The sequence below is a fragment of the Micromonospora sp. NPDC000089 genome (genome assembly GCF_042899365.1).
Taxonomy (GTDB): Bacteria; Actinomycetota; Actinomycetes; order Mycobacteriales; family Micromonosporaceae; genus Micromonospora.
In genome coordinates this window covers 168,710-184,329 of record NZ_JBIAZT010000009.1, presented here as the reverse complement: position 1 = coordinate 184,329, position 15,620 = coordinate 168,710, and the positions used below count along the sequence as shown (strand labels likewise).

The following is a 15,620-nucleotide window of genomic DNA, read 5'->3' as shown; positions in this document are numbered from 1 at the left end:
CGACTGCGCCGGGCAGCCGGCGCTGGCTAGGGTCGCCGGATGCCGACCGAGGAGATCACCGCGGCCGCCGCGGGCACCTGGACGCTGGGCGACCGGGCCGTACGCCGGATGGGTTTCGGCTCGATGCGGATCACCGCCCACCCCGACCCCGACCGGGCCATCCGGGTGCTGCGCCGAGCCGTCGAGCTGGGCGTCAACCACATCGACACCGCCGCGTTCTACGTCTCGCCGGGCGGGACACTGAACGTCGGCACCGGCCCGGCCCGGTACGCCACCGAGCTGATCCGCGCCGCGCTCGCCCCGTACCCGGACGACCTGCTGATCTCCACCAAGGTCGGCTTCGGGTACGACCCGGCCACCGGGCTCACCGAGGCGGCGGCGCCGGCGCAGCTGCGCGCCCAGGTCGAGGAGAACCTGCGCCGGCTCGGCCGCGACCAGCTTGACCTGGTCAACCTGCGGATCGTGAAGCGGCCCGGCCGGGACTCCGTGGCTGAGGCGTTCGGCGCCCTCGCCGAGCTGCGCGACGCCGGGCTGATCCGCCAGCTGGGCCTGTCCAACGTGCGCCTCGACCACCTCGACGAGGCGACGGCGATCGCGCCGGTGGCCTGCGTGCAGAACAACTACGCGATCGACAACCGTGGCGACCAGGACGACCTGCTGCGCGCCTGCGGCGAGCGGGGCGTGGCCTTCGTACCCTTCTTCGCCCTGGCCGGCGCGAACCGGGAGGGCGGCGCCCGCACCGGGCAAGGCGACGCCGTCCTCGCGGTGGCCGCCGCCCACGACGCCACCCCGCAGCAGGTACGCCTCGCCTGGACCCTGCACCGGGGACCGCACGTGCTGGCCATCCCCGGCACCGGCGACCCGGACCACCTGGCGCAGAACGTGGCGGCCGGCGCGCTCCGGCTGACCCCCGCGGAGCTGGCGGCGCTCGGCTGACCCGGGGCCCGCCCAGCCACCGTGCACCGGGCTTGCAGCCGGTTGCCAGGAAGCGGTGGTGCACTGGTGGGCACGGACGAGGGAGGGAGCGGGCAGATGGGTTGGTTCAACCGGCGGCCGCGCGGCGGCCAGGGCACCCCGACGAAGCTGGACCGGGAGGGCGACCGGAGCGACCTGGCCGCGCTGGAGGAGTTCGTGGCCAGCCGGCGCGGGGTGGAGTTCTACCTCGAGCCGGAGACCACCGCCACCGACACCACGGTCGCGGCGATCGCCCACGACGGCGAGTGGATCCGCCGCCGTACGGGCACCCCGGCGGCGGCCGCGAAGCTGGCGCACCGGCACTCGGTGCCGCTGTACGAGGCGGCGAAGACCGGGTATCCACAGCGGATGCGGGACTGGAACCGGGCCCATCCGGAGCGGCGGGCCCGCTGACCGGCCGCCCGCCCGTACCGCCGGTGAGCCGTCCGGTCACCTGACGGCGAGCCGGGTGAGCGCCGCGCCCAACACCGCCGCGCCGAGCCCGGCTGCCACGCTGACCAGCACGTTGACCAGCGCGACCGTCCGCCGGCCGTCCCGCGCCAGGCGTACCGTCTCGTAGCCGAAGGTGGACCAGGTGGTCAACGCCCCGCAGAAGCCGGTGCCCAGCAGCGCGGTCACCGCCGGCCCGGCCGGCACCGCGACCAGCACCCCGAGCAGCAGCGACCCGGCGACGTTCACGCTCAGCGTGCCCCAGGGCAGGGGCGAGTCGTGCCGGGCCTGCACCACCCGGTCGGTCAGGTAGCGCAGCGGCGCGCCGACGGCGGCCCCGAGCGCGATCAGCAGCACCGTCACCCGTCGCCTCCGTTCCGGCCCAGCAACCGCGCCGCCAGCGCGTCGCCGACCGCGACCGCGGTCAGCCCGGCCAGCAGGGTGGCCACCAGGTACGCCAGCGCGGTCCACGCCGCCCCGGCCACCACAGCGAGCCGCACGTCCACCACGTAGGCCGAGAAGGTGGTGAATCCACCCAGCATGCCGACGCCCAGGAACGGACGGACCAGCGGGCCGGCGGTCCGCCGGGCGAGGGTGGCCATCAGCGCGCCGATCAGCAGGCAGCCGACGACGTTGACCGCGAAGGTGCCCCAGGGGAAGCCGGTGGGGGAGTGCGGCAGCGCCGCCTGCACGCCGGCCCGGGCCAGCGCGCCCAGCGCCCCGCCGGCGGCGATCGTGCCGAGCAGCGGCGCCGGGTGCGGGGCGAGTTCCCGCCGGTCGGCGGGCAGGCGCAGGTCGACGTCCGGGTCGATCCGCCGGGGCGTCGGTCCGGTCACCTGTCCTCCCAGTCGTGCGCCGGCCTGGACCGGTTCCCGCGACGGCGAGCGGGGCCGCGGGCGGCGAGGCGGCGGGCTTGCGCCGCGTCGGCGAGCATAGCCCGGCCCGTCGGCCCGCTCCCGGCGAGCGCGCCGACGCTTCGGCCGTTCCACCGCCGGCCCTTCCGACCGCCGGTCACTCCCGACCGCGGGCCTTCCGACTGCGGGCCCTTCCCGAGCGCCGGCCACTTCCGGTGGTTTCCCCGCCCGGGGCGGGGCGGAGGCGGGGCGTCAGCCCGCCGCGGTGACCGGCTCCCGGTCGGGCGACGCGGCCGGGTGCTCGCGGCGGGCCAGCCGGCCGGCGCCGAGCAGCACGCCCAGGCCGGCCAGGGTGAGCGCCGCCCCGGCCCAGATGGGCGAGGTGTAGCCCAGGCCGGCGCTGATGGTGACCCCGCCGATCCAGGCGCCGAACGCGTTGCCCAGGTTGAACGCGGCGATGTTCGCGCCCGAGGCGAGGGTGGGCGCCTGCCGGGCGTACCCCATGATCCGCATCTGCAGCGGCGGCACGGTGGCGAAGCCGAACGCGCCCATCAGCACCAGCGACAGCACGGTCGCCACCGGATTGGCCGCGGTGAGCGCGAAGCCGACCAGCACCACGGTGAGCACCGCGAGGACGACGAGCAGGGTGCGGTGCACGGACCGGTCGGCGGCCCGGCCGCCGAGCAGGTTGCCGGCGAACAGGCCGGCGCCGAAGAGCATCAGCAGCCACGGCACGGTTCCGGTGGCGAACCCACTGACCTCGGTGAGCGTGTACGCGATGTAGGTGAACGCGCCGAACATGCCGCCGAAGCCCAGCACGGTGATCAGCAGCGAGAACCAGACCTGCGGGTGGGCGAAGGCGCGCAGCTCGCCGCTGAGCCCACCGGCGGGCGCGTCGCCGGTGGCGGTCTCCCGCCCCGGCACGAGCACTGCCAACGCCACCAGCGCCACGACGCCGATGCCGGTGATCGCCCAGAACGTCGACCGCCAGCCGAACTGCTGGCCGAGGAAGGTGCCGAACGGGACGCCGAGGACGTTGGCGGCGGTCAGCCCGGTGAACATGATCGCCACCGCGCCGGCCCGGCGGGCCGGGGCGACCAGGCCGGCCGCGACCACCGCGCCGATGCCGAAGAAGGCGCCGTGGCAGAGCGCGGCGACGATCCGCCCGGCCAGCATCACCGCGTACGTGTCGGCCAGCGCGGAGAGCAGGTTGCCCACGATGAACAGCACCATCAGCGCGAGCAGCACGTACTTGCGGGGCAGCCGGGTCACCGCGGCGGTGAGCGCCACGCCGCCGACGGCGACGCTGAGCGCGTAACCCGAGATCAGCCAGCCGGCGACCGACTCGGTGACCGCGAAGTCGGCGGCTACCTGGGGCAGCAGCCCCATGATCACGAATTCGGTGAGCCCGATGCCGAAGGCGCCCACCGCGAGCGCGACCAGGCCCGCCGGGAGCGACCGGTTCCGGGTGGGTCGGAGGGGAAGGGACATGACGGTCCTAACCGTGCGAGCGACAATAGAACGCGCCTGCAATTACCGGCGCACGAAATGAGATAGTTGCACACGCGCCATATCGGCGCAAGCGTGGTAGCGTGGCGGTCGGCCGGATCACAGCGGGAGGGGTTCCGATGGGCATCGGCGACGACGCGGTGGAGATCCGCGCACAGGGCTGGCGGACGCTCGCCGCCCTGCACGGCCTGATCGAGACGGCTCTCGAGCGCGCCCTGCAGGCCGAGCACGACCTGTCCGTGGTCGAGTTCACCGTGCTGGACGCGCTGTCCCGGCAGCACGGCTGGCACATGCGGATGCGGCAGCTCGCCCGGGCCGCCGCGCTCTCCGGCAGCGCCACCACCCGGCTGGTCACCCGCCTGGAGGATCGTGGCCTGCTCACCCGGATCCTCTGCGCCGACGACCGGCGGGGCATCTACACCGAGCTGACCCCCGCCGGCTCCCAGCTGCTGGCCCGGGCCCGGCCCACCCACGACCGGGTGCTGGCCGACGCCCTCGCCGAGGCCGACCGCACGCCCGAGCTGGCGCCGCTCGTTGACGCCCTGCACCGGCTGCCCGCCCCGGCCTCCTGAGCCGTGCGTGGCGCACGCCACAGTTGACCTCAACCCCGCTTCATCTAGGACGCTCGGCGCTGACGAACCGACGGGGGCGGGAGGCACGATGCGGGCGATCGAGGTGGACCGGTTCGGCGGTCCGGAGGTGCTGCGGCTGGTGGAGGGGCCGGCCGGGCCACCGGGTGCCGGCGAGGCGCTCGTCGACGTGGCGGCCGTCGACGTGATCTGGGTGGAGACGGCGATCCGCTCCGGGGCGATGACGGACTGGTTCCCGCAGCGGCCGCCGTACCGGCCGGGGGGTGGGGTGTCCGGCACCGTCGCCGAGGTGGGCGCGGGCGTCGACCCGGCCTGGGTCGGTCGCCGCATGGTCACCCGGGCCGGCGGGTACGCCGACCAGGTGCTCGTCCCCGTCGACAGCCTGGTGCCGGTGCCGGACGGGGCGGCTCTGCCGGACGCCGCCGCGGTGACCCGGGACGGGGTCACCGCGTACGGGCTGATGGAGCTGCTGGAGGCGGGCCCGCGGGATCGGGTGCTGGTCACCGCCGCGGCCGGCGGAATGGGGGCGCTGCTGGTGCAGCTCGCCCGGGCCGCCGGCGCCACCGTGGTGGGCGCCGCCCGGGGTGCGGCCAAGCTCGACGCCGTCCGCCGTCTCGGCGCCGACGTGGCCGTCGACTACAGCGCGCCGGACTGGACCGACCCGGTGCGGGCGGCCCTCGGCGGCGTCGACGTGGTGCTGGACGGCGCGGGCGGATCCTACGGCCGGGAAGCGCTGGACCTGCTGGTCCCCGGCGGCCGGTTCTCCGCGCACGGCCGACCGGCGGGCGACTTCGCCGCGCCGGACCCCGACGCCGCCCGGCTGCGCGGGATCACCACGCTGGGCATCCGCGACGTGCGGTACGCGCCGGAGCAGGCGCACCGGCAGCTGGTCCGCGCGGTGGACGCGCTCGCCGCCGGCACGATCACCCCGCTGATCGGGCGTACCTTCCCACTGGAACGGGCCGCCGACGCACACCGCGCGATCGAGCAGCGCACGGTGGTCGGCAAGGCCCTGCTGATCACCCGCTGAGCTGGTGGGCGGCCCGGCGCGGGCGTACGGTACGCACCGTCGGCGTACCCCGGCGCCGGTGCGAGCACAGGAGGCCCGTGTGCAGGACCGCGTCCCGTCGGCCGAGGAGCTGGAACCCGTCGAGCGGATCGGGGTGGACGAGCTGCGGGCGGTGCAGCTCGACCGGCTGCGGTGGTCGCTGCGGCACGCGTACGACCAGGTCCCGCACTACCGGGCCGCGTTCGAGGCGCGCGGCGTGCACCCGGACGACTGCCGGGAGCTGACCGACCTGGCCCGGTTCCCGTTCACCGGCAAGGCCGAGCTGCGGCAGAACTACCCGTACGGGATGTTCGCGGTGCCGCGCGAGCGGATCGCCCGGCTGCACGCCTCCTCCGGCACCACCGGCCGGCCCACGGTGGTCGGCTACACGGCCGACGACCTGCGCACCTGGGCCCGGCTGATGGCCCGCTCGATCCGCGCCGCCGGCGGCCGCCCGGGCGACCGGGTGCACGTGGCGTACGGGTATGGCCTGTTCACCGGTGGCCTGGGCGCCCACTACGGCGCCGAGGAGCTGGGCTGCACGGTCATCCCGGTCTCCGGCGGGATGACCGAGCGGCAGGTGACCCTGATCCGCGACCTGGAGCCTGAGGTCATCATGGTCACCCCGAGCTACCTGCTGGCCATCGTGGACGAGATGGAACGGCAGGGGATCGACCCCCGGTCCACCTCGCTAGCCGTGGGCATCTTCGGGGCCGAGCCGTGGACCGAGGACATGCGCGGGGAGATCGAGCGGCGGCTCGACATGCACGCGTTGGACATCTACGGCCTGTCCGAGGTGATGGGTCCGGGGGTGGCCGTCGAGTGCGTGGAGACCAAGGACGGGCTGCACCTGTGGGAGGACCACTTCTACCCGGAGATCATCGACCCGGTCACCGGGGCGGTGCTGCCCGACGGCGAGCGGGGTGAGCTGGTGCTGACCTCGCTCACCAAGGAGGCGATGCCGGTGGTCCGCTACCGCACCAGGGACCTCACCCGGCTGCTGCCCGGCACCGCCCGACCGATGCGCCGGATCGAGAAGATCACCGGGCGGACCGACGACATGATGATCGTCCGGGGGGTGAACGTCTTCCCCACCCAGATCGAGGAGCTGATCCTGCGTACCCCGCAGCTGTCCCCGCACTTCCAGTGCGTGCTGGACCGGGCTGGCCGGCTGGACACCCTGACGGTGAAGGTGGAGCGCCGGGCCGGCGTCGACCCGGTCTCGGCCGAGCGGGCCGGCGCCGCCCTGGTCGAGCTGGTCAAGAACACCGTCGGGGTGAGCGTCACGGTGCAGGTGATCGAGCCGGACGGCGTGGAACGCTCGATGGGCAAGATGCGGCGGATCGTCGACCAGCGCCGGGCGGGCTGAGATGACCGACTCCGACGGCCGCACCGCGGCCCACGACATGTTCGACGCCGACGTCGCGTCCAAGGGGCTCGGCATCGAGCTGGTCTGCGCCGGGAACGGCGGCGCGGTCGCCCGGATGCGGGTGACCGCCGCGATGCTCAACGGCCACGCGATCGGGCACGGCGGCTTCGTCTTCCTGCTCGCCGACACGGCCTTCGCGCTGGCCTGCAACAGCCACGGGCCGGTCACCGTCGCCGCCGGCGGGGAGATCAGCTTCCTGCGCCCGGTGCGCGAGGGCGACCTGCTCACCGCGACCGCCACCGAGCGCACCCGGTACGGCCGCAGCGGCATCTACGACGTCACCGTCGCCCGCGGCGACGAGGTGGTCGCCGAGTTCCGCGGTCGCAGTCGTACCCTCGCGGACCGGCCCGGGGGCTGACCGCGCGGCGCCCGCGTACCGTCGGGTCGCTGCGGCAGCATGGCCGGATGGCACACGTCGCGCTCTTCCACTCGGTGTTCGGCCTCCGGCCCGCGGTGCGGGTCGCCGCCGACCGGCTGCGGGCCGCCGGGCACCGGGTCACCGCACCCGACCTGTACGGCGAACCGGCGGCCGACTCCGCCGAGGGCGGCTTCGCGCTGCTGGCCCGGATCGGCCACGACGAGGTGCTGCGCCGGGCCCGGGCGGCGGTCGCGCCGCTGCCGCCCGACGTGGTGCTCGCCGGCTGGTCGATGGGGGCGGGGCTGGCCGGCGCCCTGCTGGCCGACCGGCCGGCGGCGGCCGGCCTGCTGCTCTGGCACGGCACCGGCGGCGATCCGGTCCAGGTCCGGCCCGGGCTGCCGGTGCAGCTGCACCTGGCCGACCCGGACGAGTACGAGCCGCAGGAGGACGTGGACGACTGGCAGCGGGCGATGACCACCGCCGGCGCCCGGCTGGAGGTGTTCCGCTACCTCGGCGCCGGGCACCTGTTCACCGACCCCGGCACGCGGGACTCCGATCCGGGGGCGGCCGCGTTGACCTGGGACCGCAGCCTCGCCTTCCTGGCCGGTCCGGCCGCACCGTCCGCCGTGGAGGTTTGACGGTCGATCGCCGCGGGGACGGTGGGACGGTCGACCGGTGCCGCGGCAAGACGGTCGCGGGTGGACGCCGCGGGCCGGCGGTCACCGGCGTGCCCGGCGCAGGTTCCCCGAAATTTGCGCCGATTCATTGACATCGCCCCACTTAGCCGAGAAGACTCGCATTTTTGATCTGCCAGGCGACGGAGGGGGACCGTGTCCATGTCCGGATCGAGGATGACCGCCGCGGCGCTCGCGCTGGTCCTGGCCGGCGCGGCCGGCTGCAGCACCGGCGAGGGCGTCGACGTGAACGGCGGCGGGGCGTCGGCCGGCGCCGGCGCGGGCGGGACGCTGGCCGCCGCCATCGGTGGCGAGCCGGACCAGCTCGATCCGCACAAGACCTCGGCCTACTACAGCTTCGAGGTGCTGGAGAACGTCTACGACACCCTGGTCGAGCCGGGGCCCGACCTCAAGATGGGCCCGGCGCTGGCGACGAAGTGGACCACCAGCGCCGACCAGCTCACCTGGACCTTCACCCTGCGCGACGGGGTGAAGTTCTCCGACGGCTCCCCGCTGACCTCGGAGGACGTCGTCTACTCGTACAACCGGGTCATCAAGCAGAAGCTGAACTCGTCGTACAAGTTCACCACCGTCAAGTCGGTGACCGCGCCCGACCCGACCACAGTGGTGATCGCGCTGACCGCCCCAACCCCGAACCTGCTGGCCAACCTCGGCGGCTTCAAGGGGGTGGCGATCGTCGAGAAGTCCAACGTGGAATCCGGCGCGGTGAAGACCAAGCCGGTCGGCAGCGGGCCGTTCTCGGTCGCCAGCTACACCTCCGGCGACAGCATCAAGTTGGTCCGCAACGACGCGTACTGGGGGCAGAAGCCGAAGCTCGACGGGGTCACCTTCACCTTCGTCAAGGACCCCACGGTGGCCCTGCAGAACCTGCGCGGCGGCGAGGTCCAGTGGACCGACAACCTGCCGCCCCAGCAGGTCGCGTCGCTGCGTGAGGGCGGTGAGCTGACCGTCGAGACCACCCCGTCGACCGACTACTGGTACCTCGCCCTCAACGAGGCCCGCAAGCCGTACGACAATCCGGCCGTGCGCCGGGCGGTGGCCTTCGCGCTGGACCGGGAGGCGATCACCAAGGCCGCCAAGTTCGGCCTGGCCACGGTGAACCAGACCGCGATCCCGAAGGGCAGCCCCTTCCACGTCGACTACGCGCCGTACACGCACGACCCGGCGCAGGCCAAGCAGCTGCTCGACTCCGCCGGGGTCAAGGGGCTGACCATGGACCTGATGGTGACCAGCGAGTACCCGGAGACGGTCACCGCCGCCCAGGTGATCGCCGCCCAGCTCAAGGAGGTCGGCATCACCGCGAAGATCCGTACCCTGGACTTCGCCCAGTGGCTCGACGAGCAGGGCAAGGGCGGCTTCGACGCGTTCATGCTGGGCTGGCTGGGTAACCTCGACCCGGACGAGTTCTACTACGCCCAGCACCACAGCGGCGGCACGTTCAACTTCCACAAGTACCGCAACCCGGCCGTGGACACGCTGCTCGACCAGGCCCGCACCCAGACCGACGAGGCCGCCCGCAAGCGCACCTACGAGCAGGCCGCCAAGCAGATCGTCGACGACGCCAGCTACATCTACCTCTACAACCCGGACGTGGTGCAGGGCTGGTCCAAGAAGGTGACCGGTTACCAGGCCCGCCCCGACCGGGCGATCCGGTTCCGCGACGTCGCGCTGGCCCGCTGAGGCGGCCCGGATGGGACGCTTCGTCCTGCGGCGACTGCTGCAGTCGGTCGTCGTACTGCTGGGGGTGACGCTCGTCGTCTTCCTGCTGCTGCAGCTGGTCCCGGGCGACCCGGTCCGGGTCTCCCTGGGCACCCGCTTCGACCAGCAGACGTACGACGCGCTGCGGACCCGGTCCGGCCTGGAGCGGCCGCTGCTGCAGCAGTACCTCAGCTACGTCGCCCACGCGGTCACCGGTGACCTGGGGGTGAGCTTCCGCAGCGGCCAGCCGGTCACCGCGATCGTGCTGCAGCGGCTGCCGGCCACCCTGTCGCTGGCGGTCACCGCGGTGCTGCTCGCCCTGCTGGTCGCCTTCCCGCTCGGCGTGCTCTCGGCGGTGCGCAACGGCTCCGTGTTCGACCACGCGGCCCGGGTGTTCAGCCAGTTCGGGGTCTCCGTCCCCGACTTCTGGATGGGCATCATGGGCATCCTGCTCTTCGCCGGGGTGCTGGGCTGGCTGCCGCCGTCGGGCTACGTGGCGCTCACCGAGGACCCGGCCCGCTGGGCCTCGCACGTGGTGCTGCCCGCCGCGGCGGTCGGCCTGGTCACCGCCTCGATCCTCACCCGTTTCATCCGCTCCTCGGTGCTGGAGGTGCTCGCCGAGGACTTCGTCCGCACCGCCGAGGCCAAGGGCCTGCGGCCCCGGGTGGTGGTCGTCCGGCACGTGCTGCGCAACGCGCTGATCCCGGTGGTCACCGTGGTGGCCGTGCAGCTGGCCAGCCTGATCGGTGGGGTGATCGTGATCGAGGTGCTGTTCGCCTGGCCGGGCATCGGCCGGCTCACGTACGACGCGGTGCAGGCCCGCGACTACCCGGTGCTGCAGGGCGCGGTGCTCTTCGTGGCCTGCCTCTTCCTGCTGATGAACCTGCTGGTGGACGTCCTCTACGCCCGGCTCGACCCGAGGATCACGGTCCGATGACCGCGCTGGACACCCCGCCCGCCGCGGCGCCGGCGCGGGAGAGCGACAGCACCGTACGCCGGGCGCTGGCCGCGTTGCGCCACGACCCGCTCGCCGTCGTCGGCACCCTGGTGCTGCTCGTACTGCTGGTGGTCGGGGTGGCCGGCCGGTGGCTGGCGCCCGCCGGGATCAACGACATCGACGTGGACGGGATGCTGCGCCCGCCCAGCCTCGACCACCCGTTCGGCACCGACGAGCTGGGCCGGGACGTGCTCAGCCGGGTGCTCGTCGCCGCCCGGGTGTCGCTGGAGGTGGGCCTGGTCAGCGTCGGGATCGCGCTGCTGGTCGGGGTCACGGTCGGCCTGCTCGCCGGCTGGTACCGCGGCTGGGCCGACAACGTGCTGATGCGGGCGATGGACGTGTTGTTCGCGTTCCCGGTGCTGCTGCTCGCGGTGGCGATCGTGGCGGTGCTCGGGCCGGGACTGGTCACCGCGATGGTCGCCATCGGGGTGGTCTACACGCCGATCTTCGCCCGGGTCACCCGGGCCGGGGTGCTGTCGGTGCGGGAGCAGGTCTTCATCCGGGCGGCCATCTCGATCGGCGCCTCGGACCTGCGGATCATCCGGCGGCACGTGCTGCCCAACATCGCCGCGCCGCTGATCGTGCAGACCTCGCTGTCGCTGGCCTTCGCCATCCTCTCCGAGGCGGCGCTGTCCTTCCTCGGGCTCGGGGTGCAGCCGCCCGCGCCGGCCTGGGGGCGGATGCTCTACGACGGGCGCGGTTTCGTCACCGACGCCTGGTGGCTCGGGGTGTTCCCGGGCGCCGCGATCTTCCTGACCGTGCTCGCCTTCAACCTGGTGGGCGACGCGTTGCGGGACGTGCTGGACCCGCGCCAGCTCACCGTCGGCGAGGCGCGAAGGAGCACCGGATGAGCGAGCACCTCGTACCCACGCCCCGCGCCGACCCCGACCGCGCCGACCCCGACCGCGTTGACACCGAGCGACCGGTGCTCGCGGTCGAGGAGCTGACCGTGACGCTGGGCAGCCGGCGGGGCCCGGTCCGAGCGGTCGCCGGCGTCGACTGGTCGGTGCCCGCCGGGAAGACCCTCGCCCTGGTTGGCGAGTCCGGCAGCGGCAAGAGCATGTCGGTGCTCGCCGCCACCGGCCTGGCCCCGCGCACCGCCCGGGTGACCGGTCGGGTCAGGCTGCTGGGGGAGGAGCTGACCACGATGGCCGAGCCCCACCGGCGCCGGATGCGCGGCCGGCACGTCGGCTTCGTCTTCCAGGACCCGATGACCTCGCTCAACCCGGTGCTCACCGTGGGCCGGCAGGTCGCCGAGGCCGGCGAGGAGCACCTCGGCCTGACCCGTCGCCAGGCCCGGTCGCGGGCGGTCGAGCTGCTGGACCTGGTCGGCATCCCCGCCCCGGACCGGCGGGTGGACGCCTACCCGCACCAGTTCTCCGGCGGCATGCGGCAGCGGGTGGTGATCGCGATGGCGCTGGCCTGCGAGCCGGACCTGCTGATCGCGGACGAGCCGACCACCGCGCTGGACGTCACCACCCAGGCGCAGATCGTCGAGCTGGTCGACGACCTGCGCCGCCGGCTCGGCACCGCCGTCGTCTGGATCACCCACGACCTCGGCGTGGTGGCCGGCATCGCGGACACCGTGGCGGTGATGTACGGCGGCCGGATCGTCGAGCAGGGCCCGGTCGACGCGGTGTTCGGGGCGCCATCGCACCCGTACACCCGGGCCCTGCTGGCCGCCCGGCCGACACCCGGCGGCGGGGGTGACGACCTGGCGGCCATCCCGGGCGCCCCGCCCAGCCCGCTCGACCTGCCGCCGGGCTGCGCCTTCTGGCCGCGCTGCCCGGTGCGCGGGGACGCCCGCTGCGAGCACGAGCTGCCGCCGCTGGCCCCGGTCGCGCCGGGGCACCTGGTGCGTACCTTCTATCCGCTCGGGGAGGCCCGGTGACCACGGCGACCGTCGCCGAACTGGACGACCTCAAGGTCTGGTTCCCCGGCCCGGGCGGGCCGCCGGTGCGCGCCGTGGACGGTGTCTCGCTGGCCGTCCGCCGAGGCGAGACGCTGGGGTTGGTCGGCGAGTCCGGCAGCGGCAAGTCGACCACCGGCCTGGCGCTGCTGCGGCTCGTCGTGCCGACCGGCGGCCGGATCCGGGTCGGCGACCAGGACGTGACGGGCTGGTCCCGGCGGCGGCTGCGCGCGCTGCGCCGGCGGGTGGCCATGGTGTTCCAGGACCCGCAGGCCTCCTTGGACCCCCGCCGCACGGTCGGCGCGAGCATCGCCGAGCCGCTGGTGGTGCACCGGCTGGCGGCGAGCGCCGAGGACCGCCGGCGCCGGGTCGCCGAGCTGCTGGAGATGGTCGGGCTCCGGGCCGAGCTGGCCGGCCGGCACCCGCACGAGCTCTCCGGCGGGCAGCGCCAGCGGGTCGGCATCGCCCGGGCGCTGGCCGGCGAGCCGGACCTGATCGTCCTGGACGAGCCGATCGCCTCGCTCGACCTCAGCGTGCAGGCCCAGATCATGAACCTGCTGCGCGGGCTGCAACGGGAGCTGGGCCTGACCTACCTGTTCATCGCGCACGACCTGGCCGCCGTGGAGCACATGAGCGACCGGATCGCGGTGATGTACCTCGGCCGGATCGTGGAGACCGGCACCCCGACGCAGCTCTGGCGGCAGCCCGCGCACCCGTACACGGCGGCGCTGCTGTCGGCGATCCCGGTGGCGGACCCGCGGGTCGAGCGGGAGCGCCGGCGGGTCGTCCTCGCCGGTGACATGCCGAGCCCGGCGGAACCCCCGAGCGGCTGCCGGTTCCGGACCCGCTGCCCCCAGGCCCGCCCGAACTGCGCCGAAGCCGAACCGCCGCTGGCCGAGGTGTCCCCCGGGCAGCACGCCGCCTGCTGGTACGCCGGCACGGCGGTCCGGGCGATGACGGCCGACCCGGCCCCCGCCGACCGGGCCGACTGACCACCGCCACCGACCCACGCCCGCTCGGCGTTGCCCGGGGACGGTCGGTGGTCGGGTGCTCAGGCGGCCCGCGGCACCGGCGGGTCGCCGGACCGCGGCCGGCCGGTGATGGGCTGCCCCGGCCGGCCCGCGACGCGGTCCGCCTGGCCGGCCCACCCGACGGGTTCCCGTGCCACGCCCTGGACCGCCAGGTGCGGCCGCGCCGCGGCGGCCCGCAGCACGGCGACCGCCGGCACCGTCGCCCCGGCGGCCGACGGCACGAGCCCAGCGGCCGGTGCCGGCGACGGGGCGGGTGCCGGCGACCCCGGTCGGGGCTGCTCGGCGGCGCGGCGGGCGAACTCGGCGCGCACCGCCCGGGGCAGCCGGTCCCGGGCGACCCGGCGCAGGGCCGGGTCCGGCACGGCGTACCCGCCGTGCGCGAAGCGGCGCACCAGCCCGTCGGCGGCGAGCCGGCGCAGCAACGGCGCCGCCTGGCCGGGCGCCCAGTCGAGCAGCCGGTCCACCGTCGCGCCGGTGGCCCGGTCGAGCGTCGCCGTGGCCATCAGCACCGCGCGCTCCCGGCCGTCGCGCCGGTCCAGCCGGGCCGCCGCGGCGCGGCGCGGCGTCTCGGGCAGCGCCGGCTCCGCCGGGCCGAGGTCCACCGTGGTGGCGTAGGCGGCCGCGTACCCGGGGACGCCGGCGACCAGCGGCAGCAGCCGGGCGGCGGCCGCCGCCGGCCGGCCGGCGCGGGTGAGTAGTCCGCGCAGCAGCCGGCCGCTGTCCACCGTGCCGAGCGGGGGCAGCACGACCGGGGCGTACCGGTCGGCCGGGGCGGGCGGCGGGTCGGTCGGCGCCGGGCGGTGCGTGCCGACCACCGTGAGCGGCAGCCCGCGCACCGTGGCCAGGGTGAACAGGGTGTGCAGGAACCGGCGCAGCTCCGGTGCCGCGCGGTCCAGGTCGTCGACCGCCACCACCAGCGGTCGCCGGGCCGCCGACGCCAGCAGCACCTGCCGGAACGCGGTGGCGCCGCGCACCGCCGGCAGCGACCGGTCCGGCGCCCGCAGCAGCGCGGCCAGCGCGTCGACGGTCGGGGCGGCCCGGTCGGCGGGCACCAGGTCGTGGACCAGGGCGGCCAGCCGGCGGCGCACGGTCGGGTCGCCGGCGTCGTCCGGCACCCCGGCCAGGTCGCGCAGCAGCTCGGCGATCGGCCCGCGCACGTCCTCGGCGTACGGCGGGCAGTAGGCCACGCACCAGCGCACCGGAGCGCCGTCCACCAGCCGGGTGGACCGGCGGAGCTCGTGCAGCAGCCGGCTGCGCCCGATCCCGTCCGGCCCGATCAGCGCCACCCAGCGCGGCCGCCGTTCCCGGGTGGCCCGGGCGATCTGGTCCGCCGCGACGGCGAGTTCCCGCCGCCGGCCGACGAGCGGGCCGACGTGCGGCGCCGGCCGCGGCCGGACGGGACGGACGGGCCGCCAGACCCGTACCGGCGCCGCCTTGCCGGCCAGCGCGGCCGGGGCGAGCGGGTGCTGCTCGATCCACCCGGCGGTGGCACGGTGGGTGGCCGCGCAGACCACCACGCCGCCGGCCGGCGCGTACTCCTGGAGCCGGGCCGCGGTGGTGGTGACCGCCCCGCTGGCCGCGCCGTGCCCGCCGTCGCGCGCGGCGGCCAGGTCGACCATCGCCTCCCCGGTGGCGACCCCCACCCGGACCCGCAGCGCGACGCCCCCCGGCATCGCCCGGCGGTCCAGCGCGGCCTGGATCTCCAGCGCCGCCCGCACCGCGCGGTACTCGTCCAGCCCGTCCGAGCGGCGGGCGCCGAACAACGCCATCACCGCGTCGCCGACGTACTTCTCCACCACGCCCTGCCACCGGCGCAGCACCGTGCCGACGGTGTCGAAGTAGGCGCGTTGCAGGGCCCGGACGTCCTCCGGGTCGAGTGCCTCGGTCAGCGCGGTCGAGCCGACGATGTCGGCGAAGAGCACGCTGACCGTGCGTCGCTCCTCCGGCACCGGCCAGCCGGTCGCGGCGGCGACCTCGTGACCGGTGCGGAGCATGGACAGTGACATCGGACCCACCACCCTTTCCCCCCGAAGCGGTGCCTGACGACGTCACCGACCCTGTCACCACCGGGCCGTCGGGGGATCTGCCGAACGACGTA

General features: G+C 75.2%; 16 protein-coding genes. 12 read left to right on the top strand and 4 right to left on the bottom strand.

What is annotated here, in order from left to right; genetic code table 11:
• Positions 1-39: 39 nt before the first annotated feature.
• Both ACFY3U_RS18555 and ACFY3U_RS18550 read left to right on the top strand, forming a co-directional pair.
• Complete coding sequence (locus ACFY3U_RS18555) at positions 40-936, top strand: aldo/keto reductase (protein ID WP_387202777.1); 897 nt, start codon at positions 40-42, stop codon at positions 934-936.
• 96 nt (positions 937-1,032) lie between these two features.
• A complete protein-coding gene (locus tag ACFY3U_RS18550; RefSeq protein ID WP_387202774.1) occupies positions 1,033-1,368 on the top strand; it encodes a hypothetical protein in 336 nt (111 codons plus the stop codon).
• A 36-nt stretch (positions 1,369-1,404) separates the two neighbouring features.
• Here the strand turns inward: ACFY3U_RS18550 and crcB are convergent, their stop codons facing one another.
• The 3 genes from crcB to ACFY3U_RS18535 all read right to left on the bottom strand — a co-directional run bounded on the left by crcB (position 1,405) and on the right by ACFY3U_RS18535 (position 3,749).
• On the bottom strand, positions 1,405-1,767 hold the full coding sequence (gene crcB / locus ACFY3U_RS18545) for a fluoride efflux transporter CrcB (protein ID WP_387202771.1): 363 nt from the start codon (positions 1,765-1,767) through the stop codon (positions 1,405-1,407).
• Positions 1,764-2,252, bottom strand: a complete 489-nt coding sequence (locus ACFY3U_RS18540) for a fluoride efflux transporter FluC (protein WP_387203030.1) — start codon at positions 2,250-2,252, stop codon at positions 1,764-1,766. The genes crcB and ACFY3U_RS18540 overlap by 4 nt, the downstream gene beginning before the upstream one ends.
• Before the next feature lie 258 nt (positions 2,253-2,510).
• Complete coding sequence (locus ACFY3U_RS18535) at positions 2,511-3,749, bottom strand: MFS transporter (RefSeq protein ID WP_387202768.1); 1,239 nt, start codon at positions 3,747-3,749, stop codon at positions 2,511-2,513.
• Positions 3,750-3,886: 137 nt separating this feature from the next.
• Here ACFY3U_RS18535 and ACFY3U_RS18530 point away from each other — a divergent pair, with 137 nt between their 5' ends.
• The 10 genes from ACFY3U_RS18530 (at position 3,887) to ACFY3U_RS18485 (ending at position 13,483) form a co-directional block, all read left to right on the top strand.
• A complete protein-coding gene (locus ACFY3U_RS18530) occupies positions 3,887-4,339 on the top strand; it encodes a MarR family winged helix-turn-helix transcriptional regulator (RefSeq protein ID WP_387202765.1) in 453 nt (150 codons plus the stop codon).
• A gap of 88 nt (positions 4,340-4,427) precedes the next feature.
• Positions 4,428-5,387 carry a zinc-binding dehydrogenase gene (locus tag ACFY3U_RS18525; RefSeq protein ID WP_387202762.1) on the top strand — a complete coding sequence of 320 codons (960 nt, stop codon included), beginning with the start codon at positions 4,428-4,430 and terminating at the stop codon, positions 5,385-5,387.
• 79 nt (positions 5,388-5,466) lie between these two features.
• Complete coding sequence (gene paaK / locus ACFY3U_RS18520) at positions 5,467-6,774, top strand: phenylacetate--CoA ligase PaaK (protein WP_387202759.1); 1,308 nt, start codon at positions 5,467-5,469, stop codon at positions 6,772-6,774.
• A gap of 1 nt (position 6,775) precedes the next feature.
• The gene (gene paaI, locus ACFY3U_RS18515) at positions 6,776-7,192 is read left to right on the top strand and encodes a hydroxyphenylacetyl-CoA thioesterase PaaI (protein WP_387202756.1); all 417 of its coding nucleotides are present in this window, start codon (positions 6,776-6,778) and stop codon (positions 7,190-7,192) included.
• Positions 7,193-7,239: 47 nt separating this feature from the next.
• A complete protein-coding gene (locus ACFY3U_RS18510; RefSeq protein ID WP_387202753.1) occupies positions 7,240-7,830 on the top strand; it encodes a dienelactone hydrolase family protein in 591 nt (196 codons plus the stop codon).
• 198 nt (positions 7,831-8,028) lie between these two features.
• Complete coding sequence (locus ACFY3U_RS18505; protein ID WP_387202751.1) at positions 8,029-9,567, top strand: ABC transporter substrate-binding protein; 1,539 nt, start codon at positions 8,029-8,031, stop codon at positions 9,565-9,567.
• A gap of 10 nt (positions 9,568-9,577) precedes the next feature.
• Positions 9,578-10,522: an ABC transporter permease gene (locus ACFY3U_RS18500; protein ID WP_387202749.1), complete on the top strand. Its 945-nt coding sequence runs from the start codon at positions 9,578-9,580 to the stop codon at positions 10,520-10,522.
• Positions 10,519-11,433, top strand: a complete 915-nt coding sequence (locus tag ACFY3U_RS18495; RefSeq protein WP_387202746.1) for an ABC transporter permease — start codon at positions 10,519-10,521, stop codon at positions 11,431-11,433. The genes ACFY3U_RS18500 and ACFY3U_RS18495 overlap by 4 nt, the downstream gene beginning before the upstream one ends.
• A complete protein-coding gene (locus tag ACFY3U_RS18490) occupies positions 11,430-12,473 on the top strand; it encodes an ABC transporter ATP-binding protein (protein ID WP_387202743.1) in 1,044 nt (347 codons plus the stop codon). The genes ACFY3U_RS18495 and ACFY3U_RS18490 overlap by 4 nt, the downstream gene beginning before the upstream one ends.
• Positions 12,470-13,483 carry an ABC transporter ATP-binding protein gene (locus ACFY3U_RS18485; RefSeq protein WP_387202740.1) on the top strand — a complete coding sequence of 338 codons (1,014 nt, stop codon included), beginning with the start codon at positions 12,470-12,472 and terminating at the stop codon, positions 13,481-13,483. Before ACFY3U_RS18490 ends, ACFY3U_RS18485 begins: the two co-directional genes overlap by 4 nt.
• A gap of 59 nt (positions 13,484-13,542) precedes the next feature.
• Here the strand turns inward: ACFY3U_RS18485 and ACFY3U_RS18480 are convergent, their stop codons facing one another.
• Positions 13,543-15,528 carry an AAA family ATPase gene (locus ACFY3U_RS18480; protein ID WP_387202737.1) on the bottom strand — a complete coding sequence of 662 codons (1,986 nt, stop codon included), beginning with the start codon at positions 15,526-15,528 and terminating at the stop codon, positions 13,543-13,545.
• Positions 15,529-15,620 lie beyond the last annotated feature (92 nt).